The organism is Herbaspirillum sp. (genome assembly GCF_035644555.1).
GTDB lineage: Bacteria > Pseudomonadota > Gammaproteobacteria > Burkholderiales > Burkholderiaceae_D > Herbaspirillum.
Genome location: NZ_DASQOH010000018.1, coordinates 17,167 through 42,575 on the forward strand (window position 1 = coordinate 17,167; position 25,409 = coordinate 42,575).

The 25,409-nt window shown below is 66.5% G+C and carries 28 protein-coding genes; 15 read left to right on the forward strand and 13 right to left on the reverse strand.

Annotation, left to right across the window (positions count from 1 at the left end):
• The first annotated feature begins 123 nt into the window (after positions 1–123).
• Positions 124–1,188: a quinone-dependent dihydroorotate dehydrogenase gene (locus VE092_RS06415; RefSeq protein ID WP_324874978.1), complete on the forward strand. Its 1,065-nt coding sequence runs from the start codon at positions 124–126 to the stop codon at positions 1,186–1,188.
• Between the two features lie 91 nt (positions 1,189–1,279).
• On the opposite strand, the gene VE092_RS06420 is transcribed toward VE092_RS06415, so the two are convergent.
• Positions 1,280–1,423, reverse strand: a complete 144-nt coding sequence (locus VE092_RS06420; RefSeq protein WP_324874980.1) for a hypothetical protein — start codon at positions 1,421–1,423, stop codon at positions 1,280–1,282.
• A 206-nt stretch (positions 1,424–1,629) separates the two neighbouring features.
• On the opposite strand from VE092_RS06420, the gene VE092_RS06425 reads away from it, so the two are divergent.
• From VE092_RS06425 to VE092_RS06435, 3 genes are all read left to right on the forward strand, one after another.
• Positions 1,630–2,229: a gamma-glutamylcyclotransferase gene (locus VE092_RS06425; RefSeq protein WP_324874982.1), complete on the forward strand. Its 600-nt coding sequence runs from the start codon at positions 1,630–1,632 to the stop codon at positions 2,227–2,229.
• A gap of 37 nt (positions 2,230–2,266) precedes the next feature.
• Positions 2,267–2,686, forward strand: coding sequence for an NAD-GH domain containing protein (locus VE092_RS06430; protein WP_324874984.1), 420 nt, complete (start codon positions 2,267–2,269; stop codon positions 2,684–2,686).
• Positions 2,687–3,344: 658 nt separating this feature from the next.
• Positions 3,345–3,476, forward strand: a complete 132-nt coding sequence (locus tag VE092_RS06435; protein ID WP_324874986.1) for a hypothetical protein — start codon at positions 3,345–3,347, stop codon at positions 3,474–3,476.
• A 127-nt stretch (positions 3,477–3,603) separates the two neighbouring features.
• On the opposite strand, the gene VE092_RS06440 is transcribed toward VE092_RS06435, so the two are convergent.
• Positions 3,604–4,452 (reverse strand): lysophospholipase, encoded by an 849-nt coding sequence (locus VE092_RS06440; protein ID WP_324874989.1) that lies wholly within the window; start codon positions 4,450–4,452, stop codon positions 3,604–3,606.
• Positions 4,449–5,882 (reverse strand): MFS transporter, encoded by a 1,434-nt coding sequence (locus tag VE092_RS06445; RefSeq protein WP_324874991.1) that lies wholly within the window; start codon positions 5,880–5,882, stop codon positions 4,449–4,451. The genes VE092_RS06440 and VE092_RS06445 overlap by 4 nt, the downstream gene beginning before the upstream one ends.
• Positions 5,883–6,029: 147 nt before the next feature.
• Between VE092_RS06445 and VE092_RS06450 the strand changes: the two genes are divergently transcribed.
• Positions 6,030–6,797, forward strand: coding sequence for a YdcF family protein (locus tag VE092_RS06450; RefSeq protein WP_324874993.1), 768 nt, complete (start codon positions 6,030–6,032; stop codon positions 6,795–6,797).
• Positions 6,798–7,047: 250 nt separating this feature from the next.
• Complete coding sequence (locus VE092_RS06455) at positions 7,048–8,889, forward strand: methyl-accepting chemotaxis protein (RefSeq protein WP_324874995.1); 1,842 nt, start codon at positions 7,048–7,050, stop codon at positions 8,887–8,889.
• Between the two features lie 65 nt (positions 8,890–8,954).
• Here VE092_RS06455 and VE092_RS06460 read toward each other — a convergent pair whose 3' ends face one another.
• The 4 genes from VE092_RS06460 to VE092_RS06475 are packed head-to-tail and all read right to left on the reverse strand — an operon-like array spanning position 8,955 to position 11,825.
• A complete protein-coding gene (locus VE092_RS06460; RefSeq protein WP_324874998.1) occupies positions 8,955–9,842 on the reverse strand; it encodes an HD-GYP domain-containing protein in 888 nt (295 codons plus the stop codon).
• Positions 9,843–9,859: 17 nt separating this feature from the next.
• A complete protein-coding gene (locus VE092_RS06465) occupies positions 9,860–10,501 on the reverse strand; it encodes a DUF1109 domain-containing protein (RefSeq protein ID WP_324875000.1) in 642 nt (213 codons plus the stop codon).
• Complete coding sequence (locus VE092_RS06470; protein WP_324875001.1) at positions 10,498–11,145, reverse strand: sigma-70 family RNA polymerase sigma factor; 648 nt, start codon at positions 11,143–11,145, stop codon at positions 10,498–10,500. Before VE092_RS06470 ends, VE092_RS06465 begins: the two co-directional genes overlap by 4 nt.
• A gap of 14 nt (positions 11,146–11,159) precedes the next feature.
• Complete coding sequence (locus VE092_RS06475) at positions 11,160–11,825, reverse strand: DUF1109 domain-containing protein (protein ID WP_414653428.1); 666 nt, start codon at positions 11,823–11,825, stop codon at positions 11,160–11,162.
• 244 nt (positions 11,826–12,069) lie between these two features.
• On the opposite strand from VE092_RS06475, the gene VE092_RS06480 reads away from it, so the two are divergent.
• Genes VE092_RS06480 through VE092_RS06505 form a run of 6 tightly spaced genes read left to right on the forward strand, consistent with a single transcriptional unit; the run spans position 12,070 to position 17,425 of the window.
• Positions 12,070–12,348 (forward strand): DUF2282 domain-containing protein, encoded by a 279-nt coding sequence (locus VE092_RS06480; protein WP_324875003.1) that lies wholly within the window; start codon positions 12,070–12,072, stop codon positions 12,346–12,348.
• An 11-nt stretch (positions 12,349–12,359) separates the two neighbouring features.
• Positions 12,360–13,211 (forward strand): DUF692 domain-containing protein, encoded by an 852-nt coding sequence (locus tag VE092_RS06485; RefSeq protein WP_324875005.1) that lies wholly within the window; start codon positions 12,360–12,362, stop codon positions 13,209–13,211.
• Positions 13,208–13,963 (forward strand): DNA-binding domain-containing protein, encoded by a 756-nt coding sequence (locus VE092_RS06490; protein WP_324875007.1) that lies wholly within the window; start codon positions 13,208–13,210, stop codon positions 13,961–13,963. Before VE092_RS06485 ends, VE092_RS06490 begins: the two co-directional genes overlap by 4 nt.
• Positions 13,964–13,974: 11 nt before the next feature.
• On the forward strand, positions 13,975–14,451 hold the full coding sequence (locus tag VE092_RS06495) for a DoxX family protein (RefSeq protein ID WP_324875008.1): 477 nt from the start codon (positions 13,975–13,977) through the stop codon (positions 14,449–14,451).
• Positions 14,452–14,468: 17 nt separating this feature from the next.
• Positions 14,469–16,097 (forward strand): methyl-accepting chemotaxis protein, encoded by a 1,629-nt coding sequence (locus tag VE092_RS06500; protein WP_324875010.1) that lies wholly within the window; start codon positions 14,469–14,471, stop codon positions 16,095–16,097.
• Positions 16,098–16,108: 11 nt separating this feature from the next.
• A complete protein-coding gene (locus tag VE092_RS06505; RefSeq protein WP_324875012.1) occupies positions 16,109–17,425 on the forward strand; it encodes a methyltransferase domain-containing protein in 1,317 nt (438 codons plus the stop codon).
• A gap of 27 nt (positions 17,426–17,452) precedes the next feature.
• Here VE092_RS06505 and VE092_RS06510 read toward each other — a convergent pair whose 3' ends face one another.
• Positions 17,453–18,118, reverse strand: a complete 666-nt coding sequence (locus VE092_RS06510) for a peroxiredoxin-like family protein (protein WP_324875015.1) — start codon at positions 18,116–18,118, stop codon at positions 17,453–17,455.
• 155 nt (positions 18,119–18,273) lie between these two features.
• On the opposite strand from VE092_RS06510, the gene VE092_RS06515 reads away from it, so the two are divergent.
• The gene (locus VE092_RS06515; RefSeq protein WP_324875017.1) at positions 18,274–19,164 is read left to right on the forward strand and encodes a LysR family transcriptional regulator; all 891 of its coding nucleotides are present in this window, start codon (positions 18,274–18,276) and stop codon (positions 19,162–19,164) included.
• Positions 19,165–19,433: 269 nt separating this feature from the next.
• On the forward strand, positions 19,434–19,622 hold the full coding sequence (locus VE092_RS06520; protein WP_324875019.1) for a hypothetical protein: 189 nt from the start codon (positions 19,434–19,436) through the stop codon (positions 19,620–19,622).
• Between the two features lie 24 nt (positions 19,623–19,646).
• On the opposite strand, the gene VE092_RS06525 is transcribed toward VE092_RS06520, so the two are convergent.
• The gene (locus VE092_RS06525; protein ID WP_324875021.1) at positions 19,647–20,570 is read right to left on the reverse strand and encodes a LysR family transcriptional regulator; all 924 of its coding nucleotides are present in this window, start codon (positions 20,568–20,570) and stop codon (positions 19,647–19,649) included.
• 140 nt (positions 20,571–20,710) lie between these two features.
• On the opposite strand from VE092_RS06525, the gene VE092_RS06530 reads away from it, so the two are divergent.
• Positions 20,711–22,084 carry an NAD(P)H-dependent oxidoreductase gene (locus tag VE092_RS06530; RefSeq protein ID WP_324875103.1) on the forward strand — a complete coding sequence of 458 codons (1,374 nt, stop codon included), beginning with the start codon at positions 20,711–20,713 and terminating at the stop codon, positions 22,082–22,084.
• A gap of 163 nt (positions 22,085–22,247) precedes the next feature.
• Here VE092_RS06530 and VE092_RS06535 read toward each other — a convergent pair whose 3' ends face one another.
• Genes VE092_RS06535 through VE092_RS06550 form a run of 4 tightly spaced genes read right to left on the reverse strand, consistent with a single transcriptional unit; the run spans position 22,248 to position 25,308 of the window.
• Entirely contained in the window at positions 22,248–22,610 is a 363-nt protein-coding gene (locus tag VE092_RS06535; RefSeq protein WP_324875023.1) for a DUF3325 domain-containing protein, read from the reverse strand.
• On the reverse strand, positions 22,607–24,229 hold the full coding sequence (locus tag VE092_RS06540) for a PepSY-associated TM helix domain-containing protein (protein ID WP_324875025.1): 1,623 nt from the start codon (positions 24,227–24,229) through the stop codon (positions 22,607–22,609). The genes VE092_RS06535 and VE092_RS06540 overlap by 4 nt, the downstream gene beginning before the upstream one ends.
• Before the next feature lie 20 nt (positions 24,230–24,249).
• Positions 24,250–24,561 carry a DUF3649 domain-containing protein gene (locus VE092_RS06545; protein WP_324875027.1) on the reverse strand — a complete coding sequence of 104 codons (312 nt, stop codon included), beginning with the start codon at positions 24,559–24,561 and terminating at the stop codon, positions 24,250–24,252.
• 27 nt (positions 24,562–24,588) lie between these two features.
• Positions 24,589–25,308, reverse strand: a complete 720-nt coding sequence (locus VE092_RS06550) for a cobalt ABC transporter substrate-binding protein (protein ID WP_180671118.1) — start codon at positions 25,306–25,308, stop codon at positions 24,589–24,591.
• Between the last annotated feature and the right edge of the window lie 101 nt (positions 25,309–25,409).

Here is a 25,409-nt window from a genome sequence, read left to right on the forward strand (position 1 = left end):
CAAACCCGCAGATGAGCGCTGGCGGCGCTGAAATCGCGGGCGCTGCATGGTCGATTGCGGGAAATGGCGGGCCGGCGCGTTAGAATAACGGCACTTTTTCATCGCCATCCGCCCTTTCCCATCGTGTCCGACAAATTCCTCTACGCGCTTGCGCGTCCGCTGCTCTTTTCCCTGGCCCCCGAAACCGCACACCATCTGGTGCTGCCGGCGCTGCGCTGTGCCGCGCGTTACAGCCTGACCGACTTCATCACCTCGCGACCGGCGCCCGATCCGCGTACCGTGATGGGCATCGACTTCCCCAATCCGGTGGGCATGGCAGCCGGCCTGGACAAGGATGGCGCCTATATCGACGGCCTGGCGGCACTGGGCTTCGGCTTCATCGAAGTGGGCACGGTCACGCCGCGCGCGCAACCGGGCAATCCGCTGCCACGCATGTTCCGCCTGCCGGCCGCCAACGCGGTGATCAATCGCATGGGCTTCAATAACGGTGGCGTGGATGCCTTCGTGCGCAACGTGCAATCCTCGCGCTTCTATCAGGAGCGCCAGGGCGTACTGGGCCTGAACATCGGCAAGAACGCCGACACCCCCATCGAGCGGGCCGCCGAGGATTACGTGCACTGCCTGGAAAAGGTCTATCCCTACGCCAGTTATGTAACGGTGAACATTTCTTCACCCAACACCAAGAACCTGCGCCAGCTGCAAGGTGCATCCGAACTGGACGCCCTGCTGGCGCAACTGAAATCGACACAGCGCCGCCTGGCCGATCGCCACGGCCGCTATGTGCCGGTGGCACTGAAGATCGCGCCGGACATGGACGGCGAACAGGTCAAGAACGTCGCCGACGCGCTGCTGCGCCACCAGATCGACGGCGTCATCGCCACCAACACGACGATCACCCGCGATGCCGTGCAGGGAATGGCGCACGGCGAAGAAGCCGGCGGCCTGTCGGGCAAGCCGGTGCTGGAGCTGTCCAACCAGGTGATCCGTGGCCTCAAGGCCGAGGTCGGCGACGCCCTGCCCATCATCGGCGTGGGTGGCATCTTCAGCGGCGCCGATGCGCGCGCCAAGATCGAGGCCGGTGCCTCGCTGGTGCAGCTCTATACCGGACTGATCTATCAGGGGCCGGCACTGGTGCGCGAATGCGCTCAGGCCTTGCGTAGCCCACAGCCGGCGCTGTCCCATCATTGAGGGCGCACCGCGCGCGTCGCCCAAACGAAAACAGCAGGCGGCGAACCTGCTGTTCTTTTGAAGACGTCCAGGACGGCCTGGCGCAACGCCCTTACTGCTTGGAAGACTCCCGCTTCAGATTGAAGATCCGGCGCGCGTTGGCATCGGATTCGGACTTCTTTTCAAAATCGGTCTTTTCGCAACCGGCCAGCACGACACCGACGACCAGCGTCAGCAGCAAGACGACGACACGCATGAGATTCCCCTGAAAATTCGGATATGCCCTGTGGCACGCGGATGCCCGGCCAGGTCGGACCGGCGCTTGCCCCCGCCCGCTGCCGGCAGGCGCCATTTTATGCGCAAAAGCGCGCAGTGCAGCAAGTCCCTGCGGAAAGATTTCGCCTGCATTCGCCTCTATAATGTCAGGCTTCCGCCGCCGGGTGCGGCGCCGCAGTCTTGCCCATGTCCGTCAATACCATCGCCATCAATCGCCAGATGAGCCATTTCGATGACCACGCCAGCGTCTGGCTGTTCGGTTACGGCTCCATCATCTTCAAGGCCGACTTCCCCTACCTGGAGCGGCGCCCAGCCCACATCCGTGGCTGGGCGCGCCGCTTCTGGCAGGCCTCGCACGATCACCGCGGCACACCCGACGCGCCGGGCCGGGTGGTCACCCTGATCGCGCAGGAGGGGGCGGTGTGCGCCGGCATGGCCTATCTGATCACGCCGGAAGTCTTTGCCCACCTGGATCACCGCGAAAAGAACGGCTACCTGCGACTGGCCACGCCCATCATGTTCGAGGATGGGCAGCAGGCCGAAGGGCTGATCTACATCGCTGCCGAAGACAACCAGGCCTTCGCCGGCCCCGCCGGCGAGCCGGAAATCGCGCGCCAGATCGCCGGCGCGGCGGGTCCGAGCGGACCCAACAGCGAATACCTGCTGAAGCTGGCCCAGGCGCTGCGCGAACTGGGGGCCGAGGATGCGCACGTGTTCGCCATTGAGCGGCACCTGCTGCAACTGGGCCCTGCAGCGGCCGTGCTATCGTCTGGGCAGCGAGCCTGAAGCGAACGCCATCAACGACCACATGAGGATGAGGAACATGATCAAAGCCCTTGCTGCAAGCCTTACCGTCGCACTTGCCCTGGCGGCCTGCGCGGCACCGGTGGAACGCACCGCCACCGGCGACATCCCGGCTTCCCGCGTCTATATCAAGAGCATGACCCAGCAGGCCGAGGGACTGTCGCAGATCGAATTCAGCCGCACCGGCGGCCTGCTCAACAATGAAATGCTGGAACTGTCAATCAACGACGTGGTGCTGGCGCAGATCACCGGCGGCGAACATCTGTCGATCTGGCTCAAGCCCGGCAGCTATGAGTTCGGCATCAAGCGCGTGCATACCCTCACCGATGCCGCGCCCAATCCACAGGACCGGCTGACCGTGCAGGTGGCCCGCGGCGGCAGCTACAAGGTACAGATCAGTACCGAACTGCGCGGCCTGAACATCCAGTTGCTGAAGTAAACCGGACGCTCTGCCTCCCCCGCACACCGCAGCCCCTGTCGCACGGATGACACAACGTGCGACAGGGGCTTTTTTCATGGCTCGCCATGAAAATCAGTAAATCATTGATTTAAAAGGAAAATTTACAAAACTGCAGCACCCGCCGGCGCGCGTGACGGAAGATATTCACAAAGAGGATAACTGGTATTGGGATTCAAAATTGGAAGCCCGCTCGTGAAGCGAATATATTGCAATGCAACAGATCAATTTTTCCTCACGGAGCTCACCATGAACATCGTCGCCGACATCCTCCCGTACACCCTGCTCATCGGCGCCATGGTCGCGCGTTACCTGATTTCGGTCAAGTAAGCAGCCTCCTGGCCGTGTCCGCGGCCACGTCCCCCCGGCGTGGAACGAGACCTGAGCAGCAGTCCTGAAAAGCGGTGATTGTCGCGTTGCAACGCTGACAAGCCGCTTTTTCTTTTTGCACTCACGACGGGCGGAATCGTCCTTTTTTGGGGCGCCCCTGCACCATTATCATCGGCGCTGATATCAGAATGGTGGGTCGATCAAGCGGTTCTGCACCGCCGTCGGCCACCAGTGCTCCCTTGCCCGCGACTTGCAAAGTGTCTGCAGCCCATTACACTCGCAGGCTTTGCCAATGGATCGAAAGTGAAGCATGAAGCGTCTCGCCTCCCTCCTTGCCGCCTCCACCCTGCTGCTGGCCGTGCAAGGCTGCGCCTGCGCGCCGGGGTTCGTTGGATTCGACAGCCGCTGCCAGTTCAGCAACACTCCCAGCGGCCAGCCGTGAGCGGAAAAACCGTCGCGCCGAGGCCTCATCAGGCCGGCTGCGCGGCTTTACAGAGGTAATTCCAGGTTAATTTCTGCGCTGCAGTGGTCCGTCCCGGCATCAGCCGGCACGGTGTCTGCCGGACTGCTCACTCGGGCGCCGGCAACTGCGCCAGCCAGGCACGCAAATCTTGCATCGCCTGCTCACGCCGTCCCACTTCCTCGTTGAAGATCTCGTGATAGGCGGTGTCGTACCAGTGCAGGGTTTTCTGCGTTCCCGGCAAGGCATCAAAGAAGGCGCGGCTGCCGCGCGGCGCGACGAAGGCATCATCGCCCGCCACCTGCAGCAGGACCGGCCGGGTGAACTGCGCCGCATCGCGGGCCGCCTGGTGCATCGCATCCAGCATAAAATTGAGCATGCGCGCAGCGATCTTGCCGTGGTTCAGCGGATCTTGCCGGTAGGCTCTGACCTGATGAGGATCGTGTGAAATGCGGCTGGCCGGCAGCGCGGTCGGCAATGCCAGGCCCGGCGCCACCGCCGTGGACACCTTCAGCAGCAGCCTTTGCCAGCCGCTCAGGTCCAGCGCCAGCGCCGGCGAGGACAAGGCCAGCGCGCGCACAGGGCTGAAGCCGCCGGTAGCGAAACGCGCGGCCACCAGTCCGCCCATGCTGTGCCCGAATAGGAGTGGTGTGCACTGCGTACGGCGGCTGAAATCGTCGAAGCTCTGCTTGAGATCGTGCAACAGGTCGTCCGGCCGCGTCAGGCTGCCCTGTGTCCCTCCCGAATTCCCATGGCCGCGATGGTCGCAGATGCGTACCGACATCCCGGCCTGGTGGAACAGCTGCGCCAGCGCCGCATAGCGGCCGCCGTGCTCGCCCAGTCCGTGCACCATCTGCACCGCCGCCGTGGCCCCGGGCAGGAGCCAGTCGCGGCAGAACAGCCGGGTGCCATCGGCGGCATCGATCCAGTGTTCCTGCGGATGGACGATGGCGCTCATGATTCCTTCGAGACCTGACTTTCCTGCTCGGCATAACGACGACGCGCGCGCCAGCCCTGGCGCAGGCGCCGGCTCTGGCGCAACGCCAACTGCAGCGAGGCGGCCCAGGACAAGGGGCGCGGGTGCACCACGGCGCGCAGCGCGCGGGCATAGTCCAGTACCATCCCCGGGGTCCAGGCCATGGTCACGGCACGCTTGCGGATCTGGCTGGCGACCCAGATCTCGGGCGTAAACATCATCCGCACCGCATTGAACCAGTGCCGGTCGCGGCCGCCGATGACGCCTTCCAGCGCCGCTTCCAGGGCATTGGCCACGGTGCTGGAGCAGTTGCGGTGGGTCAGGTTGTAGATCTCGGTCCGGCGATAGTGTTGCCAGAAGCGATCCAGCGAGGCGCGGCGATAATCGCGGAAGACGATCTTCTCGGTCGATTCGCACCAGGCCGCAGCCTCGCTGGCGTAGTCGGTCAGATAGCGACCCTTGACGTCATTCTCGGCGGTGGCCCGCAGCAGGCGGGCGAACTGGTCCGGCGAGCGGTCGATTTCCTCGGCCGGATACAGGCTGATGTAGAGATCGGGCTGGACTTCCAGCGCCGCGTGACCGGTGGAGATGACGCCATTGAGGTCGACCGCGGCGATATAGCGGTCGATCACCGGCTGCCGCCGAGCCGGTCCCTTGGCGCTGCCGGTGGGGGTCCAGACGTGCACGGTCAGCGGCGCCTGCTGGCCCGCTCCAGCGCTGCCATCCAAGGCCGACGCCGAGCTCGCGCCCGGCGGTCGCAGGCGTGACTGCAGATCGGCTGCGCCGTCGTGCAGGCCGGCATCGAAGGGACGGTCATCGCCGCTGTTGCGCTCGACCAGCACGTCGGCCGAGGCCTGCTGCGGCAGCATGCGGCTGCGCAACGCCAGCCAGATCATGTTCCAGCCGCCGAAGATCAGGCCCAGCGCCAGGCAGTAAGGCACGGTGCCCTTGTAATGGGTGGGATAGGGCTGGAAGAAGAAGATCGCCAGTACGATCTGCACCAGGCCGCCCAGCATGGCGGTGCGCCAGCGCGGGAAACGGACCACCAGTGCCGAGGTGATCTGCAGCGAGCCGCCGATGGTGAAGGCAATGCCGAACAGCATGGCCAGCGCCATGTTGCTGGCCTGGTGCTGGGTGATCACCAGGATCGCGATCAGCAGGAACAGCCCGCCCTTGACGTAGCGCAGCGTCTTTTGCGCCCCCATGCCGCTGTTGGCGACCCACAGGGTGACCAGGCTTTCCAGCAACAGCAGGTAGCCGAACAGGGTCAGCGGGAAATTGAGCACGCCGTCCAGGGCGTCGATCATCAGCGATACGCCGATCGTGCCCCATGCCAGGCCGGCTATAGCCAATGCATGCCAATTGCGACGGATGAAATCCGCACCCAGCAACAACAAGACGAGTCGTATCACGGCGTTCCCCGGGGCGTATGCCCTTCCCTTTAGCGATCCCGCATTTTCAGGGATTCCGTGCCGCGAGGCAAATGGGCCGGCCAAGCAGGTGGTCCGGCCAGCCACAATGCCGCACAATGGCCGCTGATTCCGTTTTTTGCCACCGCCATGTCCTTTTCCATCCTGCTCTCCGCCGTGGCCAGCAGTCTGCTGCTGCCGCCCGTCTCCCCCTTGCTGCTGTGTCTGGCCGGCCTGCTGTGGCGTCGCCGGGCACCGCGCACAGGGGCGGCGCTGATGCTGGCGGGACTGGCAGTCCTGCTGCTGCTCAGTACCCGGGTCGGCGCACTGTGGCTGATCGGTCCGCTGGAGCGCCAGTATCCGCCGCTGAAGACGGTGGGCGACGCCCAGGCCATCGTCATTCTCGGGTCCGGACGGATCGACCAGGCGCCGGAATATGGTGGCCTGGACGATGCCACCCCGCTGGGCATGAAACGCCTGCAATACGGTGCCGCCCTGCAGCGAAGCAGCGGATTGCCGATCCTGGTCACCGGTGGCAGCCCCGACGGCTCGCCGGAAAGCGAAGCCGAGGTGATGGCGCGTATCCTGCAGCGCGATTTCGGGGTCACGGTGCGCTGGCAGGAGCGACAGGCCGACACCACCGCCGACAACGCCACCTGGACCGCGGCCATGCTGCAGGCCAACGGTATCCAGCGGGTGCTGGTGGTGACCGACAGCATCCACATGCCACGAGCCATGCGTGCCTTCGCGCGCACCGGCTTGCAAGCCCGGGCCGCGCCCACCCTGTTCCTGGCGCCGGCACGCACCGGCGTGACCGACTACCTGCCCGGCGCCAGCCATCTGCAGATGGCCAGCTATGCGCTGCGCGAGTGGATCGGCCAGGCCTGGTACCGGCTGCGTGCCGGCCTCACTCCATGAAGCCGCCAGGCTAAGCCTGCAAGTGACCGCCCTTCCACCTCCTGTTCCCGTCTTCGCCGAACTCATCCACCGGTAAAGTGGCAAGGTCGCCCCGTGCTGCGCCGGATTGCCGGCGGGGGCGGCGCCAAGCTTGTCATTGCCATCAGGATGCTCACACATGGCGATGCGACCGGGGCCACCCGCCCCGCCGCGAATCACACCGGCGCCATCAGGCCGGGGGCCTTACATCAAAAATTGGGAGATATACATCATGGGCCAGTTGTCATTCAGCAAGAAACTGTGGCTGCCGCTCGTACTGAGCCTCATCGCACTGCTGGCGATTTCCATCTTCAGCGCGTTCATGGTGCGCGAGGTCCGTCTGGAAGAACGCAAGGCGGATCTGACCAATATCGGACAGACGGCGATATCGCTGGTCAAAGGCTATGGTGCCCTGGCCGAAAGCGGCACCCTGAGCAAGGAAGAAGCGCAAAAGCGCGCCCGGGCCGCCATCAAGAGCCTGCGCTATGGCACCGACGGCTACTTCTCGATCTCCACCTCGAACCAGATCATCGTGATGCATCCGATCAAGCCAGAACTGGATGGCAAGGATCTCACCAATTTCAAGGACCCGGCCGGCAATAACCTGTTCGTCGAAATCACCAAGGCCGGCAGCCAGCCCAACGGCGGCTTCGTCCACTATCTGTGGCCCAAGGTCGGCGCGGCCGAACCGGTGGCCAAGACCTCCTTCGTGATCTCCTACCAGCCCTGGGACTGGCATCTCACCACCGGCGCCTATATGGACGACATCAACGCCGCCTTCATGCGTACCCTGTCGCGCATGGCGATCCTGTTCCTGGTGGTGGCCGCCGCGCTGGTGGCGCTGGTGATCGTGATCAACCGCGGCATCCTGCGCACCATCGGCGGCGACCCGGCCAAGGCGGCCGATGTCGCCAACCGCATCGCCCAGGGCGACCTCACCCCCAACATCGAGACCGCGCCGGGCGACCGCAGCAGCCTGCTGTATGCCGTGCGCAGCATGCGCGATTCGCTGCTGAGCACCATCTCCAACATCAAGACCTCGGCCGATACCATCGCCACCGCCTCGCAGGAAATTGCCAGCGGCAATCTGGACCTGTCAGGCCGCACCGAACAGCAGGCCGGCTCGCTGGAAGAAACCGCCTCGGCCATGGAACAACTGACGGCCACCGTCAAGCAGAACGCCGACAACGCGCGCCAGGCCAACCAGCTGGCAGAATCGGCCTCGGACGTGGCGATCCAGGGCGGCAGCGTGGTCAGCCAGGTGGTGCAGACCATGGAAGGCATCACCGACAGTTCGCGCAAGATCGCCGACATCATCGGGGTGATCGACGGTATCGCCTTCCAGACCAATATCCTGGCCTTGAACGCGGCGGTGGAAGCCGCCCGTGCCGGCGAACAGGGACGCGGCTTTGCGGTGGTGGCCTCGGAGGTGCGTTCCCTGGCCCAGCGCTCGGCCTCGGCCGCCAAGGAAATCAAGGCCTTGATCGATGACTCGGTCGCCAAGGTCGATACCGGCAGCAAGCTGGTCGAACAGGCCGGTGCCACCATGACCGAAGTGGTGGCCAGCGTACGCCGGGTGACCGATATCGTGGGCGAGATCAGCTCGGCCAGCCAGGAACAGAGCGCCGGCATCGCCGAGGTGGGGCGCGCCATCACCCAGATGGATGAGGGTACCCAGCAGAATGCTGCGCTGGTGGAACAGGCTGCTGCGGCCGCCCAGTCGCTGCAGGATCAGGCGGCGACCCTGGCCGGTCTGGTGGGTGGCTTCCACATCGACGGCAGCCATGCCCGCATGGCGCAGACGGCGCAGACAGCGCCGCTACGTCCGGCCGCACCGGCGAGTGCGCCGGCCCCGGCGGCTACCGCTCCCAAGCCGGCTACGGCCCGACCAGCAGTGCCCGCCCCCAAGGCTGCCGCGCCTAAGCCGGCTGCACCCAAGCCGGCCGCACCGAAGGCGGCTGCACCCAAGCCGGCTGCCGCCAAGGCCGAGGCACCCGCTTCCAAGGCGGCAGGCGGCAAGTCGCCTTCGCGCCTGCCGGCCGGTGAAGATGAGGGGGATTGGGAGACCTTCTGAACTCCGGCGCCCGGCGCACGGTTCACGACCAGCCCGCGCCTTGCGCGGGCTTTTTCATATCGGCGTCAGGCGATGGCCTCCAGGTTTTCGCCGACCAGCCGTCCGATCAAGGCGCTATCGGGGGCGACCGCCAGAGCCCGCGCGCTATCCTGCCGGCCGGTGGCGACCAGCCCCTGCTGGTCCGGTGCGATGGTGTATTCGCTGTGGCAGGCCGGGCAGTAAAGGGTATCGCCCGCCACCGCCTGGCGCGGGCGCACCACCACCGGTCCACAGGACACGCAGCGCTGCAGGGGAATACCCTCGTCGCTGTGGCCGACGATATGCACCAGCTCGGGGTGCTCCGCCAAGCCCACGAACAGCGTTCCCAGTGAAGCATCGAACTGCCGTCCCAGTTCACCCTGGATGATTTCCATGGCCCGCGCGATCGGCATGCCACTGCGATAGGGCCGGGTGCTGGTCATGGCATCGAAGGCGTCACAGATGCCCACGATACGGGCGGCCAGTGGGATTTCCTCACCCCGGCGGCCATAGGGATAGCCGCGTCCATCCGGCGTTTCATGGTGCAGCAGCACCGCGTCTTCGGCCAGCGCTGCCAGAGGGTGACCGGCCAGCATGCGATGGCCGATTTCCGGGTGGGTCTTGATGACCGCGTATTCGGCATCGTCCAGCCTGGACTTCTTGCCCAGTACCGCATCGGGAATGCCGATCTTGCCCAGGTCGTGCAGGAAGGCGCCGATGGTGATGCGCGCCACCTGCTGCGAGTCCAGCCCGGCGGCTTCGGCCAGCAGGCGCGACAGCCGCGCGACCCGCCACAGATGCCCTCCGGTATAGGGATCGCGTGCCTCCACCGCCCAGGCCAGCAGGAACAGGCTGGTCAACAGGGGTTCATCACGGGCGCCGCGCGGCGCCTCCGGCTTGCGGGTGGCACGTCGCCACAGGTCCGACAGACTCATATTCCATTCCTCCCGGGTTACCAGCGCAACAGGCGCGGCCCCAGCCACAGGCCCGCCGCCGACGGAATCAGCATGCCCAGGAAATACCAGATACCCCAGAAGGGGACTCCCATTTCCGGGCAGTGCATGCAATACACCATGGTGGCCGAGGCGCCGGCCAGCAATCCCGCCACCGCCCCGGTCAGGCGCAGGCGGGTGGGCGCCATGCCACGCACGGCCCAGAAGATGCCGATGAACAGCGGTACCGAGAGCAAGGCAATGTTGAAGGGGCAGCTGCGCCAGCTGATGCCCATGAGCAGCGGCAGGCGCAGGGTGGCCGGGGTGCTGAGCAGCACCAGCGCGCCGCCCGCCCAGACCGCCAGGCTGGGCAAGGCGATGCCGGCCCAGTTGACGCCCACCCGCAGGCCGGGCCGCACCAGGCGCCGCAGCACCAGCATGGCCCCGGTCGCCAGCGCGGTCGGGAAGGCCAGCTTGATCCAGAACAGCGGCACCCCCAGCATCAGGCCCAGATCGGGCCGCAGGCCGTAGATCTTGAGCATCAGCAGCAGCGAGCCCACGGTCCCCAGCGCCAGCGCCTGAACCATCTGCCTGAGCGGCAGACGTCGGTCCACCGGCGTGACGCTGCTGGCCATCATGGAAATGAGTTCATCGGTCTTCATGCTTGCAATTTCTCCCTGATCTTGAGGGCCAGCGCCTTGAGGCCACGATGGATGCCGACCTTCACGGCCGACTCCGACATCCCCGTCAGCTGCGCCGTCTCGGCCACCGACATGCCTTCCAGCTTGACGTGCAGGATCGGCAAGCGCTGCTTGTCGGGCAACTCCTCCAGCAAGGCACCGACGTCGCGCCGGGCCTGGGCCGGTTCATCGTCACAGGTGGCCAGCAGGTCATGTTCCTCGTCCAGCGGGTCGTGGAAGGCTTCGCGGCGCGAACGGGCGCGCAGGAAATCCATCAGCTTGTAGCGAGCGATGGCATGTACCCAGGCGGTCAACGGCTGGTCGGGGCGATAGGTATGGCGGGCGTTGTGAACGGCCAGCAGGGTTTCCTGCACCACGTCCTCGACTTCATCCTGCATGTTCTGCAGCCGCTTGCGCAGGAAGGCACGCAGACGGCCGCTCAGTTCGGACAGGAAATCGCGATAGGCCACCGCATCCCCGTCCAGCCCGGCCAGCAGCAAGGCGCGCAGACGCTCTTCGGTGGGATGCGACGGCTCCTTGCCGGCCAGTGGCTTGCCGGGACGGGCGGCCAGATCTTCCGGCAGGGCCGGCGCGGCATGGGCGAACATGGATAGGCTCTCAGTCATGAAAAAGCAGCCGGTCACCAGCGCAGCAGCCAGGGGCCGAACCAGGCACCGGCCAGCGTCGGCAGCGCCACCCCCAGCACATACCAGACGCCCCAGAACGGCGGCGCCATCTCCACGCAATAAAGCGAATAGACTAGCACGCCCTGGGCGCCGGCCACCAGTCCGGCCACCGCCCCCGCCGCGCGCAGGCGGGTGGGCGCCAGACCGCGCATGAACCACAGCATGCTCAGCAGGGTCGGCAGCGACAGCAAGGCCACGTTGAGGGAACAGACTTCCCAGCTGCTGCCCAGCAACAGCTCCAGGCGTTGCGAGGGCGGTGCCAGCGCCAACCAGCTGCCGCCGGCCAGCCACAGCACCACGGGGGGCAACAACAGCGCCGCTGCCGGTCCCAGGCCGATGCGCACGCCCGGCCGCGCCAGGCGGGCAGCGGCCACCTGGCCGGCCAGCAGGGCCGCCAGCGGAAACGACACCTTCATCCAGAACAGCGGCGCCAGCAGGAGCTGTCGCACATCGCTGCGTACGCCATACAGAATGGCCAGCAGCAGCGCCGCACCCAGCAGTCCGAGCGCCAGCGCCAGCGCCATGCGGGTGGCCACGTGGCGCACCACGCCCGGCTGACCGGCCCCGGCCCTGTCGTCGGTACCGGCGGCCAGCATGTTGACCAGTTCCATCGTCTTCATCGATTCCCCTCGTGGCTCGTGCGAGCCGCCATGCGCTGGACAGCGCTCTCCTGTGTATTCGTTGCAGGCACCCGTCCGGTTACAGCAGGGGCAAAAAATATTTATCCGAAAAAAAGCCTGCCGGCTGTAACCGCCGCCGGAGAGGCGACGAATTAACCAACAGATCGGCAGCCACGGCATTCCATCGCCGCGGACTGCACCGGTCGCCATTACTTTCTTCACCGTCCATTTCAAGGAGTCCACCATGAACACCCGTTTCGTCGCCACCGCTGCCCTGACCCTCGCCACCCTCGCCTCCGGCGTCGCCATGGCACAAGACAAGCAACCGATGAACAAGACCGCCGTCGAGAAGTGCTATGGCGTTTCCATGGCCGGCCAGAACGACTGCAAGGCCGGTGAAGGCACCACCTGCGCCGGCACCGCCAAGATGGATTACCAGGGCAATGCCTGGAAGAACGTGCCGGCCGGTACCTGCACCTCCATCAAGACCCCGCGCGGCATGGGTTCGCTCAAGCCGATGTAAGCGGGACGGTCATGACCACCCACACCATCTCGGCCGGACTCGGTCTGAAGCCGCAGCATTTCGATGCGGCGCTGGGCTGCGGGCAGGCGGGCCTGTGGTTCGAAGTCCATCCGGAAAACTACCTGATGGACGGCGGCCCTCGCCTGGCCTGGCTGCAGGCCATCCGCGAACGCCACCCCCTGGCCTTGCATGGTGTGTCCCTCTCGCTGGCCGGCCCCGATGCACCAGACGCCGATCACCTGCGCCGGCTGGCGCAGCTGGTCGGACGCATGGAACCGGTGCTGGTCTCGGAGCATCTGGCGTGGTCGCGCCTGGACGGCCACTACCTGCCCGACCTGCTGCCGGTGCCCCGCACCAACGAGACCCTGTTGCGCGTGGCGGCCAACATCAGTCGCACCCAGGACGTCCTCAAGCGTCGCATCGCCCTGGAGAATCCCTCCCACTATCTGCACATGGAGCAGCATGCCTGGAGCGAACCGGAGTTCCTGCAGGAACTGGTACGCCGCACCGGCTGTGCTCTGCTGGTGGATGTCAACAACGTCCATGTCAGTGCCAGCAACCTGGGCATCGAGGCCCACGCCTACCTGGATCAGCTGCCGGCCGCCGACATCCTCGAAATCCATCTGGCCGGCCACAGCGCCGATGCCAGTCTTCCCGGCCTGCTGGTGGACTCGCACGATGCACCGGTGGCGCCGGCAGTCTGGCAGCTGTACCGGTACCTGGTCACGCGCATCGGCCCCCGCCCCACCCTGATCGAACGCGATGGCAATGTGCCGGCCTTCGACGAACTGCTGCAAGAGCGCGCCATCGCCGCCGACATGCTGGCCAGCGCGGCGCAGGCGCAGGAGGAACTGCCGGCATGAGCAGCGTTACGAGCGACTACTATCCGGCCTTCCTGCAGGCCCTGCTGGAGCAGCGCAGCGACCATCCCGACATCGCCGCGCTGCTGCGCCAGCCGGCCTTCGCGGTCTATCGCAATACCGTGTTCAAGGGCTGCGTGGACGCGCTAGCAGCCAATTATCCCGCGGTCCGGCGGCTGGTCGGCGACGACTGGATGCAGGCCGCGACGCTGGCCTACGCCCGCCAGCACCTGCCGCGACAGGCCAGTCTGATCGCCTACGGCGAGGGCTTCGCCGCCTTCCTGGCGTCCCTGCCGGCCGCCGCCGAGCTGCCCTACCTGCACGGTGTCGCCCAGCTGGACCGCTACTGGACCGAAGCCCACCTGGCCGCCGACCAGCCGCCGCTGGATACCTCAGCCCTGCATGCGGCACTGGCCGCCGGCCAGGATGTGCGCCTGGTACCGCATGCCGCCGCGCGCTGGCATCACGATGCGCAGCATCCGGTCTACACCATCTGGTCGGCCAATCGCGCGCCCGATGTCGCCGCGCTGGACGATATCGACTGGCACGGCGAAGCCGCGCTGCTCACGCGTACAGAAGCGCACGTTCAATGGCGGCCGCTGGGCCCGGGCGCCTGCGCGTTCCTCGATGCCTGCCGCGCGGGTCACAGCATCGCCGGCGCAGCCGCGCTGGCCCTGGCGCGGGAACCGGAACTGGATATCGCCACCCTGCTGGCCGGCCTGCTGCAGGCCGGTGCCTTTACCACCTTCCACTGATGGAGAGCCTCATGCCCCCACCCACCACCCTGCCTGCCGTCACCCCCGGCCCGTTCCGGCCCACGCTCTGGAACCGCGCCGCCGACCTGGCCTCGCGCCTCATCAGTGACACCCTGCTGGTGCTGGTTGCGCGGGTGGCGATTGCGGCCATCTTCTTTCTCTCCGGTCGCACCAAGGTCAGTGGCTGGCTGACCATCAAGGACAGCACCTATGTGCTGTTCCAGGAGGAATACCGGCTGCCCCTGCTATCGCCCGATCTGGCCGCACACCTGGCCGCCTATGCCGAACACCTGTTCCCGCTGCTGCTGGTGCTGGGCCTGTTCACCCGGGGCGCGGCGCTGGCCCTGCTGGGCATGACGGCGGTCATCGAGATCTTTGTCTACCCCGACGCCTGGCCGACGCATCTCTCCTGGGCCGGCCTGCTCCTGCTGCTGGTGGCGCGCGGCGGTGGCCGCTGGTCGCTGGACAACCGACTGGGCCTGCGTTGAACCCCGCGGGGCGCAACATGCTGGCACGACTGAACTTGCGCAAGGGCCTGCTGCTGGTGGTGGCTGTGTTCTCGGTCGCTCTGTGGAGCGCGGTGGCCATCGCCTGGCAAGGCGCCCGCGCCTCGGCCCAGGCCACCAGCGCGCTGATCGCGCTGTCGGACCAGCGTATCCAGCCGCTCTACGACACCGAACGGCTGTTTCTCTCGACGCTGATCAACATGGACAACGCCTACATCAATCTGGTCAAGGGCGATGAGGTCAAGTCCAACGAATACACACGCCGCGCTTCCACGGCCCTGCAGGCGGCGCGCAAGGCCTTCGAGACATACCGCGCGGCATTGCCGGCGGCGGCAGCGAACGAGCCGCAATCGCAACGCGTGAGCACCGCCTACGCCGGCTATACCAAGGTACTGGGGTTGCGCGAGGTCGCGCTCTACGATGTCTCGCTGGACGACTATGCCGCGGCCACCGTAAGCGCCGAAGCAGCCGACCACGAATTCGCCGCCACCCTGCGCGAGGTGATCGCGCAGGCCGAGATCGTGCGCGACGCCTTGCGCGTCGCGGCCGAACAGCGTTACGCCCGTGCTTCGTATATGGCGGTGGCGATGCTGGCCAGCGCGCTGCTGCTGGCGGCCCTGTGCTGGTGGCTCTTTGGCCGGCTGTTACTCAGCCCGCTGAGGCAGGCCGCGCACCATTTCGACCGCATCGCCGGCGGCGATCTCGGGCAGCCGGTACGGGGTATCTCGGGCAATGAAATCGGCGTGCTGCTGGCAGCACTCGAACGCATGCAGCAGGGCCTGGCCGCGACCGTGTCCGGGATCCGCGATGCCACCCGCGATGTCCATCAGGGGGCGCGCGACATCGCACAGGGCAATGGTGAGCTGGCCCGGCGCACCGAAGCGCAGGCGGCTGCCCTGGAAACCACCGCCGCTACGCTGCGTCAGCTGTCGGCCGCGGTAGGCAACAATGCACAGAATGCCGAACGCACCAATGCCCTGGCCGCCAACGCCGCCGCCGATGCCCAGCGCGGCAGCCAGGTCATGGGCGGTATCGCCGCCGCCATGGCCGAGGTCACCGCCGGCGCGGGACGCATTTCGGACATCGTCAGCGTGATCGACGGTATCGCTTTCCAGACCAATATCCTGGCCCTCAATGCGGCCGTGGAAGCGGCGCGCGCCGGCAGCCAGGGGCGCGGCTTCGCCGTGGTGGCGGCCGAGGTCCGGTCGCTGGCCTTGCGCAGCGCCGAAGCCGCGCGCGAAGTCAAGGAACTGATCGCGGCCTCGATCGGGTCGGTGGATCAGGCGGCAGATCAGGTGCGACAGGCCGATGAGGCCATCGGACAGATCGCGCTGTCCTTCGGCCAGGTCATGAGCACGGTCCACGACATCGCCACCGCGACCCGGGAACAGGCCGAAGGTATCGCCCAGGTCAGCCGCACGCTGGCCGACATGGACCATGCCACCCAGCAGAATGCCGCCCTGGTGGCGCAGACCTCGTCAGCGGCCCAGGCCCTGAGCGCCCGCGCGGTCACGCTGAGTACCTCGGTGGCCGCCTTCAGACTGGCCCAGCCCGATGTCGACCATAGCGCCCTGCCGCCACCCGGCATCCCCTCCCCGTCCGCAGCGCCTGCCCTGCCATCCCGATAAGGAATCTCCGCATGTCCTCTCCCTGCTCACTGGACGGCATCGTCGAACAGACGTTCGCCGCCGCCTTCGCCCATCACGCCGCAGCCCGCCTGGACGAAGCCGAAGACCACTACCGCCTGCTGCTGGAGCTGGACGAGCAGCATGCCCCCGCGCTGCATTATCTGGGTGTATTGCTGCACCAGCGCGGCCAGCACGCGCCGGGCCTGGCCCTGATGCACCAGGCCGCCGACCTGGCCGCGCCGGATGCCGACTGGCGCAACGACCTGGGCAATGTGCTGTTCGCCTGCCAGCAGTTCGCCGAGGCGGTCCATGCCTACGATAGCGCCCTGCAGCTGCGCCCCGGAGATGCCCAGCTGTGGAACAACCTGGGCGCGGCCTTGCGCGCCCAGGGCCAGCATGCGGATGCCATCGCCGCCTGTGAACGAGCGCTGGCCATCGATGCGCAACTGGCCGCAGCCATGCACCAGCTGGCCGAGCTGCATGGCCAGGCTGGTGAACGCATGCTCAGTTCGCGCTACCAGTGCATGGCCTATGTCTTGCCGCCGCACGAGGGCAAGTCGCGCGAACTGCTGGCGATCTCCTACTATTTCCTGGGCCAGCCGCAGCAGGCGGCGGAAGTCTGCCGCCAGTGGCTGCGGGAAGAGCCCGGCCATCCCATCGCCACCCACATGCATGCCGCCTATGCCGGACTGCCCAGCGATACCGTCCCGCGCGATTACATCGTCCGCCGCTTCGACGACTATGCCGACCACTTCGATACCAACCTGGTCGCGCATCTGGACTATCGTGGTCCCCAGGTACTGGCCGCCCTGCTGCAGGCCCACCTGCCGGCCCCCGACTCGACGCTGGACGTGCTCGATGCCGGCTGTGGCACCGGCCTGTGTGCGCCGGTACTGGCGCCCTACGCGCGCCGGCTGGAAGGTATCGACCTCTCGCCCAACATGCTGCGGCATGCCGCGCGCCATCACGACTATGCACAGCTGGCACAGGCCGAAGTGAGCGAATGGATGGCCGCACGCACGCGACACTACGACCTGATCGTGGCGTGCGATGTGCTGATCTATTGCGGCCAGCTGGAAAACTTCTTCGCCGCTGCCGCGCAATCACTGCGCGACGGCGGCCATCTGTTCTTCACCGTCGAGCAGGCCGCCAGCAACGCGCCGGCGCCCTACCATCTGCACCCCAGCGGCCGCTTCCGCCACCAGCGCGCCTATCTCGAACACTGCCTGCGCAGCGCCGGCCTGCATGTGCGAGCGATCCACGAAGAAAGCCTGCGCATGGAAATGCAGCAGCCCGTCCCCGGCCTGGTGGTGCTGGCCGGGCGCTGACACCTGGCCGGCATTGCCTGCCCGTGTTCAGCGGCCGGCCTGGCGGATGGCCGGCAGCATCTCGGCCGGATCGGGACGGCGGGTGTAGTCGGGATTGACTTCGGCATAGACGATGACGCCGTCGCGACCGATCACATAGCGTGCCGGCATCGGCAGGGTCCAGCCCGGATCGCCATTGAAGGCCGGCAGATCGTTCTTGAGCGACTGGTAGAGGTCTACCAGGTAGTCCGGCAAGGCGAAGCGCAGGCCAAAGGCGGCCGCCACTTCGTTGTGGCTGTCCGAGAGGATGGGGAATTCCAGTGCGTTCTGACGCACCGCCTTGCGGCTGTTGGCCGGCAGTTGCGGTGAAATGGCCACCAGGCTGGCGCCCAGTTCACGCATCGCCGGCAGGGCTTCCTGAAGCGCCTGCAATTCCATGTTGCAGTAGGGGCACCATACGCCACGGTAGAAGCTCAGCACCAGCGGCCCCTTGGCCAGCAGTTCGGCCGAGGACACCGGCTTGCCGTCGGGATCGGGGAGCACGAATTGCGGCGCCCGGTCACCCGCCTTGAGCGCTCGTTGCGCCGCGCCCGAGGCGATCAGTTCATCGGTGGCGCGCTGCATGGTGGCGATCACCGCAGGCGGAACATTGTAGGGCGGCTTGCCGGCCACGAAGTCGGCCTTGAATGCGTCGAGTCGGTCTTGCAAAGTCATGATGAAGTTCCTGGTCATTGAGTGGGATGAGTTCTGCGATCAATCGGCGGGCGCCTTGGGCCTCAGCCGATGGAAAGCATTCTGATCCCCATCACAAAGGAATGGCAGCCAGGCAACAGCTATAATGGCTATTCCAATCAGGAATGGATCAGGCCATGGATCGCTTGCTGGCAATGACGAACTTCGTACGGGTAGTGGAGGCCGGCTCCTTCTCGGGCGCCGCACGTGTGCTGGGCGTGGGCCAGCCGGCCGTCTCCAAGACCGTGGCGCAGCTGGAAGACAAACTACAGGTCAAACTGCTACTGCGCTCCACCCACGGACTCACGCCTACCGAAGCCGGGCTGCGCTTCTACGAGCGCGCGCGTCTGGCCATCCAGGAAGCCGACGAAGCCGAACTGGCCGCGCGCGGCGCCGGAGCCGGCCTGTCGGGTCGCTTGCGGGTCTCGGCCGCGCCGACCTTCGCACGGCTGTTCGTGATTCCGCACCTGCCGCATTTCCTGGCGCGCCATCCCGGCCTGGAAGTCGATGTGATCCTCGATGACCGCACCATCGACCTGATTGCCGAGGGCATCGATATCTCGCTGCGCATGGGTAGCCTGGCCGATTCCGGCGTCGTGGCGCGCAAGCTGGCCACCAGCCGGCGCTCGGTCCTGGCCAGCGCCCGCTATCTGCAAGACATCGCGGCGCCGCGTACGCCGGCCGACCTGGCCGGGCTGGAGACCCTGGTGTTTAGCCAGTTGAGCAATGTGTGGACCTTCCGTCGCGAAGGCAGCGAAGTCTCGGTTTTGGTGCGCGCGCGGGTGCGTTTCAACGCCGCCGAGGGCATCCGTGCGGGCGTGCTGGCCGGCATCGGCCTGACCATCGCCTCGGACTGGATGTTCGCGCCCGAACTGGCCGATGGCAGCGTGATCCGGCTGTTGCCGGAATGGTCGCTGCCCGAGATTGCCTTGTGGGCGGTATTTCCCACTGGGCGCATGGCGTCGGCCAAGGCCCGGGCGTTTTCGGATTTCGTGGAAGAAATCATGCTGCAGCAGGCACCGGCCTGACATCGCATCAGGGCAAGGCTAGCAAGCAAAGCCATGCCGCTGCGGCATGGCGCCGAAACCCTTCCCTTTTCTCCATCGCAGCTGGCCACGCCGGGTGGCGATGTTTTGTCGCACTTTTATCGCATGCGGTGGTCGTACCCGCATCCGGCTTCGCTTAGAATAGCCGAAGCTCACGACGTAATCGATTGGTACGCATCCGCCTGCACACGCGTGGAACCTGCCGTCCTGCTTGCGCAGCGCCCGGATGCGACATCTGAAAGGAAAACGGCATGACGCAGTCTCCCAAGAACATCTCCGCCCTGATGTGTGAGCTCAGCGTGGCGCTGGCAGAATTGTCGGAAAAGATGAGCAATCTCTCGGTGACGCTGGAAAATTCCTACCTGGAATCCAATGCACCCGAACCGGCGGCCCTGATGGAAGCGGCCCGCGAAACCATCGACAAGGCCCGCGGCAACTGAACCGCGCGTCGCATGGCAGAGCGTTCAGCTGTCCTGCGCCGAAGCCGCCTCCGCCCCCCAGAATGCCGGCCCCAGTGCCACCAGCCGGTCGACGATGAAGTCCGCCACCACCTGTACCCGCAGCAGGTCGCGCGCATCGGCGTGGGTCAGCAACCAGTAGCAGCGCGACAGCGCGATCTCTTCCGGCAACACCCTCACCAGCCCCGCCTCGCGCCGCGCCAGGAAACACGGCAGCACGCCCAGGCCGGCGCCGGCCGCCACCGCCTGCACCTGGCTGATGACGTTGGAAATACGCAGTTGCGGGCGGATCGCCGGTGAAATCTCGGCCAGATAATCCAGCTCCGGCGACCACATCAGATCCTCGATATAGCCGACCCAACGCTGCTGCTCCAGTTGGCGGCGCTGCGTCAGCGGGCCGTGCTGCGCCAGATAGCCGGCACTGGCATAGATCCCCAATGCATAGTCGTTGAGCCGGCGCGCGATCAGCCGTCCCTGTTCCGGCCGGGTCATGCTGATGGCGATGTCGGCTTCGCGCCGCGACAGGCTGAACATGCGCGGATTGGCCACCAGCTCCACCTCCAGCTCGGGATGCAGGCGCGCCAGTTCCTGCAATTGCGGCGCCATGAAATAGGTGCCCCAGGCCTCGGGTGTGCCGATGCGCACCGAGCCGGACAGGCCCTGCGCCGGATCGTCCTGGCGCGCGCCGATGCGGATGGCCAGGTTTTCCATGGCCTCGGCGTCCGGCACCAGCCGCTCGCCCTCGGCCGTGAGGGCATAGCCGACAGCGCGCCGATCGAACAGGGTCTGGCCGATGGCGCGCTCCAGCGCGACGATGCGGCGGCTCAGGGTGGAATGGTCCACCCCCAGCTTGCGCGCCGCCACCGTCAGGCGGCCGGCGCGTACCACGGCGAGAAAGGCTTGCAGGTCATCCCAGTCGAAGCTGTGCATGGGCGGTCTGATCAGGGGGCAGGTATGCGAATTCATGCACGAACAGTGTGCAGAGTTCGACATTTACGTGGCAAAACCCCAATGCTACTCTTTTTTGGCAGGCCGTCCGGCCGATTCGACAAGGAGAGCGCGTGGCAACCATGTTCCATCAACTCAAAGCCCTGGCAGCACAGGGCAAACCGGTGCGGGTCGGGCTGATCGGCGCCGGCAAGTTCGGTTCGATGTTCCTGTCGCAGGTGCCTCGCACGCCGGGCGTGCATCTGCTGGGTATCGCCGACCTCTCGCCGGCGCGTGCGCGGGCGGCACTGCAACGGGTGGGCTGGGTCGCCGGCCAGTATGGCGCCGGCTCCTGGGATGAAGCCCTGCGCCAGGGCAGTACCTATGTCCAGGAGGACGCCGAGGCATTGATCGCGCAGCCGCAGATCGACATCATCATCGACGCCACTGGCAGCCCCGCTGCCGGCATCCGTCACACCCTGCTGTGCTGCGCACACCACAAGCACATCATCATGGTCAACGTCGAGGCCGATGCTCTGGCCGGACCGCTGCTGGCGCGGCGCGCGGCCGATGCCGGCATCGTCTATTCGATGGCCTATGGCGACCAGCCGGCCCTCATCGCCGAGATGGTGGACTGGGCGCGCACCTCCGGCTTCGAGGTGGTATGCGCCGGCAAGGGAACCAAGTACCTGCCGGTGTACCACCAGTCCACACCCGACACGGTATGGGGCCACTACGGCTTTTCCGAGGAGCAGGTGGCCGGTGGCGATTTCAATGCGCAGATGTTCAACTCCTTCCTCGATGGCACCAAGTCGGCGCTGGAGATGACCGCCGTGGCCAATGCCTGCGATCTGCTGCCGGCTGACAGCGGCCTGGCCTTCCCGCCCTGCGGAGTGGACGACCTGCCCACGCTGCTGCGCCCGCAGGCCGACGGCGGGCTGCTGCCGCAAGCCGGCATGGTGGAAGTGGTGTCCTCGCTGGAGCGTGATGGGCGCCCGGTGTTCCGCGACCTGCGCTGGGGCGTCTACGTCACCTTCGCGGCGCCGACCGATTACGTGCGCGACTGCTTCGCGCAATACGGGCTGAAGACCGATGCCAGCGGTCGCTACGCTTCCATGTACAAGCCCTATCACCTGATCGGCCTGGAGCTGGGTTATTCGGTGGCCAGCATCGCCGTGCGCGGCCAGCCCACCGGCAATACGCTGGGTTTCAGGGGCGACACGGTGGCAGTCGCCAAGCGCGACCTGCAGATCGGCGAAAAGCTCGATGGCGAAGGCGGTTACATGGTCTACGGCAAGCTGATGCCGGCGGCCGCTTCGCTGGCGCGGGAAGCACTGCCCATCGGGCTGGCCCATGGTATCGTGCTGCGCCGCGCCGTGGCGGCCGGCGAAGTGGTGAGCTGGGCCGACGTGGCCATCGACGACAGCCAGCAGGCCGTGCGGGTGCGTCGCGAGATGGAAGCCCTGTTCCGGCAGGAGCTGGGACTGCAGGCGGCCGGTGCGGCACGTGCGGCCTGAGGGCCGGTGCGGGCGATAAAAAAGGGCTGCGGCAGATCACCGCAGCCCGAAAATACAACAGAGAGGAGTTGAGATTGAACTCCAATTCGGGCCGGCAACCCTTAATCCACATCAAACCGGCTGCGCGCAGATCACCGCTTGTCGGCCGGTGGCGCGCAGGCGCTCACAACAGATGTTCCAGCGCCCACAATAGCAGCAGCCAGGGCAGGCCGAACAGCACGGCACGCGTGAGCGCCGGTCCGCGCGCCGGCCAGTAGCTCAGCGCCAGCACCTGCAGCAGCGCGGACAAGGTCATCACCCCCAGTCCGGCCACCGCCCCCACGCTCCAGCCCTGCATGTACGTGGTCACCGCCAGGCTGGCAGCCAGTCCCAGCGTACCCAGCTGGCGCAGGCGGCGACGCCGGGCCGGCGTCGGTTCGGCGCCGCGGCCATGGACCTCGGCATGATGCCGGTCCATGGCCAGTGCCAGGGCGCTCCAGGCGCAATAGGCCAGGCCCAGCGCCAGCAGGAATCCGCAGGCCGTCATGCTGTCTCCTCCACGGGATCGCGCTCGGCCCTGGACTTGGCCGGCACGGCCTGCAGGCCATCCTGACGCTTGCGCTGGCGCCGCGCCAGTACCCGTTCGGCCATCGCCAGAGCAATCCCCAGCGCCAGCACGGTGAGATCGAACGCCGCCACGGGCCAGGGACCACGACCCAGCAGAAGCGTCACGCCCAGGTGGGATTGCGTCGTAAACACGTTGAGCAACGGAAGGCCGATGAACAGCGCCCCGCCCAGCCCCAGTTGCAGGCGCCACATGCGCAGGTCCGGTCGTACTTGCGCCAGCACCGCCGCCACCGCCCAGGCAGCGAAGAAGAGGTTGATTTCCATCTGCGCGCGCTGGTGCAATTCCAGCGGCAGCAGGCGGTTGGCCCAGAAGTAACTGGCGAAGGCGATCGGCAGGCCGGCGATGGCGCCGATGTTGAGCGCCTCCACCAGTCGCAGGCCGAAGCTGGCGCGTGCGCCGCCGGCGATGGCCTTGGCCTCTTTCTGGCGCGTCTTGACCGCCCACAGCACGGCGCCGCTGGCCACCATCAGGTAGCCTGACAGGCCGCACAGGAAGAACAGCGCCCGCAGCCAGGGATCGGCGAAATGCGCCAGGTGCAGGCCATACAGCGCACCCCGGGTGACGGCGGTCGCACTGGGATCGTCGCCATAGGCGGCCAGCCGTTCGCCTGTCACGCCCTGGTACATCAGCCCCGGTTGCAGGGAGGACAGCGTGCTCATCTTCTGCCGCGTGATGACCACGGTAGCCTTGGCGTCACCCGGATTGTTGACCACCAGCACGGCCAGTGGCGCGCCCTGCCAGTGCTGCTGCGCCTGGGCCGCCAGCGGCGCCAGCGCGGTGAGTGGCGCGGCCACGCCGGCCGGCTTGAAGCGACCGGCGGTGCCGGGGAACACGGTCTCGAAGAAGGCGGCCTCGCCGCCCTTGTCGCGGTAGGCGCTCTGCACGCCCCAGGGCATGATCATGAACATCAGCGTGACCAGCCCGGTATAGGTGATCATCAGGTGGAACGGCAGTGCCAGCACTGCCGTGGCGTTGTGGGCGTCGAGCCAGGAGCGTTGCCCCTTGTTGGGACGGAAGGTGAAGAAGTCCTTGAAGATGCGCTTGTGCGTGATCACCCCGCTGACGATGGCCACCAGCATGAACAGTGCGCAGATACTGACTATCCAGCGCGCCCATTGCACCGGCATGTAGTGCAGGTCGAAATGCAGGCGATACAGGAATTCCCCGCCCCGCGTCTCGCGCACCTGGGCCAGCGGCTGGCCGGTGGCGGCGTCGATGCGCTCGCTCTTGAAGCGGCTGCGCGTGCTGCCGCCCTGGCCGTCGCCAGCGCGTGCCACCCAGCCCACCCGCATGGCCACGCTGCGCTCGGCCGGCAGGGTGATGAACCAGCGCTCGGCCTGGGGTGCCTTCTGCTGCAGATAGGCCACGGCATGCTCGATGGCCTGGGCCTGCGGCACCGGTGCCGAACGGGTAGCGTGCAGCTCCGGCATCATCCACAGGCTGATCTCTTCCTTGTAATAGCTGGCGGTGCCGCCGGCAAACACCAGCAGCAGCACCCAGCACACCAGCAAGCCGCACCAGGTATGCAGCCAGGCCATCGATTGTCGGAATCCCTCCCTCACGGCAGCATGCTCCCGGTTCCGGTCAGCCAGGCCAGCAGGCTCAGTAACAGCGCCGGCAGCGCCAGCCCCAGCCAGGACAATGCCGCGCTACGTGCGGCAAAGACCCAGATCACGGCGCAGGTGAAAATGGCGAAGGACAACATGGTCGCCGTCATCACCGCGTCGGCTGGCGCCATCGGCAGCAGGCGCGCCAACACCATCGTACTGAGCGAGCTGACCACATAGCCACCGACGATGGCGGCCAGGGCACGGGAGAACACGGCCAGGCGATAGTGCAAGGCCGGCCCGCTGGAAGAAATCGGTTTCATGCTTGCCATGGAAGGAGGACGCCCGGCTTACTTGTTGGGCGTGGCCGCAGGTGCCGCCGGCAAGGCCTTCAGGCCCTTGGGCTGGACCAGCGACAGGGTGGTCACGAAGCTGGCGATGTCATAGGGCTTGCCGTCGCGTTCACCAGCGGTCTTGTCGGTGTGGTGCACCTCGGCAACGTACACACCCTGCCAGGGCAGGTCGAACTGCACCAGGCCCTCGGCATCGGAATGGGCTTCCTTCATCCAGCCCGAGGGCGTCACCAGACCGACCTTGGCCTTGGGCAGCGCGGCGTTCTTGTAGCTGACCTTGAACTGGCCGGGCTTGCCGGTGGGGACGATGTCCAGCGCCAGGCGCGGCTCCTGGGCCTGCTGCGAAGTCACCAGTCGCGCCGCCGGGGTCCAGGCAGTGCGGGTGGGCGGGGTGGCGTGCTTGTTCTCGAAGACCGGGTAGTGGGCATCCTCGGCCACGATGGATTCGCCCTTGCCGGCGCTGGCCGACAGATTGAAGGCATTGGCCGCCTTGCTCAGTTCCAGGGTACGGTCGCCCTGGGGGCCGATCAGCACTGCGCTGGGCGAAACGAACTTGTCCAGCAGGCCGGGCGAGACTTCGCGCAGGTTGTCGCCGAATTCGCCGAAATACAGTTTCGCCTGCTTGCCGTCCTGCTGCAGCCAGACCTGGTGCGCCCCCGCCGGCAGGGCCAGCAACAGGGAGGTGAACAGGCCGGAGACGATCGCCAAACGCTTCATGAATGAATTCCTTTCGAGTGATGTTGTGTAGGTGGGCAAGCGGCGCATGAGCATGAAGATGAGCGTCAGGATCAGAATCAGGATCAGCATCAGCGCAGTCT

Bases quoted from the DNA above. Each gene is read 5' to 3' on its own strand.
- VE092_RS06545 (WP_324875027.1), bottom strand. From the start codon at position 24,561: ATGAAACCGATTTCTTCCAGCGGGCCGGCCTTGCACTATCGCCTGGCC.
- VE092_RS06460 (WP_324874998.1), bottom strand. From the start codon at position 9,842: ATGAGTCTGTCGGACCTGTGGCGACGTGCCACCCGCAAGCCGGAGGCG.
- VE092_RS06430 (WP_324874984.1), top strand. From the start codon at position 2,267: ATGATCAAAGCCCTTGCTGCAAGCCTTACCGTCGCACTTGCCCTGGCG.
- VE092_RS06515 (WP_324875017.1), top strand. From the start codon at position 18,274: ATGGATCGCTTGCTGGCAATGACGAACTTCGTACGGGTAGTGGAGGCC.
- VE092_RS06475 (WP_414653428.1), bottom strand. From the start codon at position 11,825: ATGAAGACGATGGAACTGGTCAACATGCTGGCCGCCGGTACCGACGAC.
- VE092_RS06510 (WP_324875015.1), bottom strand. From the start codon at position 18,118: ATGACTTTGCAAGACCGACTCGACGCATTCAAGGCCGACTTCGTGGCC.
- VE092_RS06485 (WP_324875005.1), top strand. From the start codon at position 12,360: ATGACCACCCACACCATCTCGGCCGGACTCGGTCTGAAGCCGCAGCAT.
- VE092_RS06490 (WP_324875007.1), top strand. From the start codon at position 13,208: ATGAGCAGCGTTACGAGCGACTACTATCCGGCCTTCCTGCAGGCCCTG.
- VE092_RS06520 (WP_324875019.1), top strand. From the start codon at position 19,434: ATGACGCAGTCTCCCAAGAACATCTCCGCCCTGATGTGTGAGCTCAGC.
- VE092_RS06425 (WP_324874982.1), top strand. From the start codon at position 1,630: ATGTCCGTCAATACCATCGCCATCAATCGCCAGATGAGCCATTTCGAT.
- VE092_RS06540 (WP_324875025.1), bottom strand. From the start codon at position 24,229: ATGGCCTGGCTGCATACCTGGTGCGGCTTGCTGGTGTGCTGGGTGCTG.
- VE092_RS06420 (WP_324874980.1), bottom strand. From the start codon at position 1,423: ATGCGTGTCGTCGTCTTGCTGCTGACGCTGGTCGTCGGTGTCGTGCTG.
- VE092_RS06465 (WP_324875000.1), bottom strand. From the start codon at position 10,501: ATGAAGACCGATGAACTCATTTCCATGATGGCCAGCAGCGTCACGCCG.
- VE092_RS06505 (WP_324875012.1), top strand. From the start codon at position 16,109: ATGTCCTCTCCCTGCTCACTGGACGGCATCGTCGAACAGACGTTCGCC.
- VE092_RS06435 (WP_324874986.1), top strand. From the start codon at position 3,345: ATGAAGCGTCTCGCCTCCCTCCTTGCCGCCTCCACCCTGCTGCTGGCC.
- VE092_RS06535 (WP_324875023.1), bottom strand. From the start codon at position 22,610: ATGACGGCCTGCGGATTCCTGCTGGCGCTGGGCCTGGCCTATTGCGCC.
- VE092_RS06450 (WP_324874993.1), top strand. From the start codon at position 6,030: ATGTCCTTTTCCATCCTGCTCTCCGCCGTGGCCAGCAGTCTGCTGCTG.
- VE092_RS06500 (WP_324875010.1), top strand. From the start codon at position 14,469: ATGCTGGCACGACTGAACTTGCGCAAGGGCCTGCTGCTGGTGGTGGCT.
- VE092_RS06530 (WP_324875103.1), top strand. From the start codon at position 20,711: ATGTTCCATCAACTCAAAGCCCTGGCAGCACAGGGCAAACCGGTGCGG.
- VE092_RS06480 (WP_324875003.1), top strand. From the start codon at position 12,070: ATGAACACCCGTTTCGTCGCCACCGCTGCCCTGACCCTCGCCACCCTC.
- VE092_RS06455 (WP_324874995.1), top strand. From the start codon at position 7,048: ATGGGCCAGTTGTCATTCAGCAAGAAACTGTGGCTGCCGCTCGTACTG.
- VE092_RS06440 (WP_324874989.1), bottom strand. From the start codon at position 4,452: ATGAGCGCCATCGTCCATCCGCAGGAACACTGGATCGATGCCGCCGAT.
- VE092_RS06550 (WP_180671118.1), bottom strand. From the start codon at position 25,308: ATGAAGCGTTTGGCGATCGTCTCCGGCCTGTTCACCTCCCTGTTGCTG.
- VE092_RS06495 (WP_324875008.1), top strand. From the start codon at position 13,975: ATGCCCCCACCCACCACCCTGCCTGCCGTCACCCCCGGCCCGTTCCGG.
- VE092_RS06525 (WP_324875021.1), bottom strand. From the start codon at position 20,570: ATGCACAGCTTCGACTGGGATGACCTGCAAGCCTTTCTCGCCGTGGTA.
- VE092_RS06470 (WP_324875001.1), bottom strand. From the start codon at position 11,145: ATGACTGAGAGCCTATCCATGTTCGCCCATGCCGCGCCGGCCCTGCCG.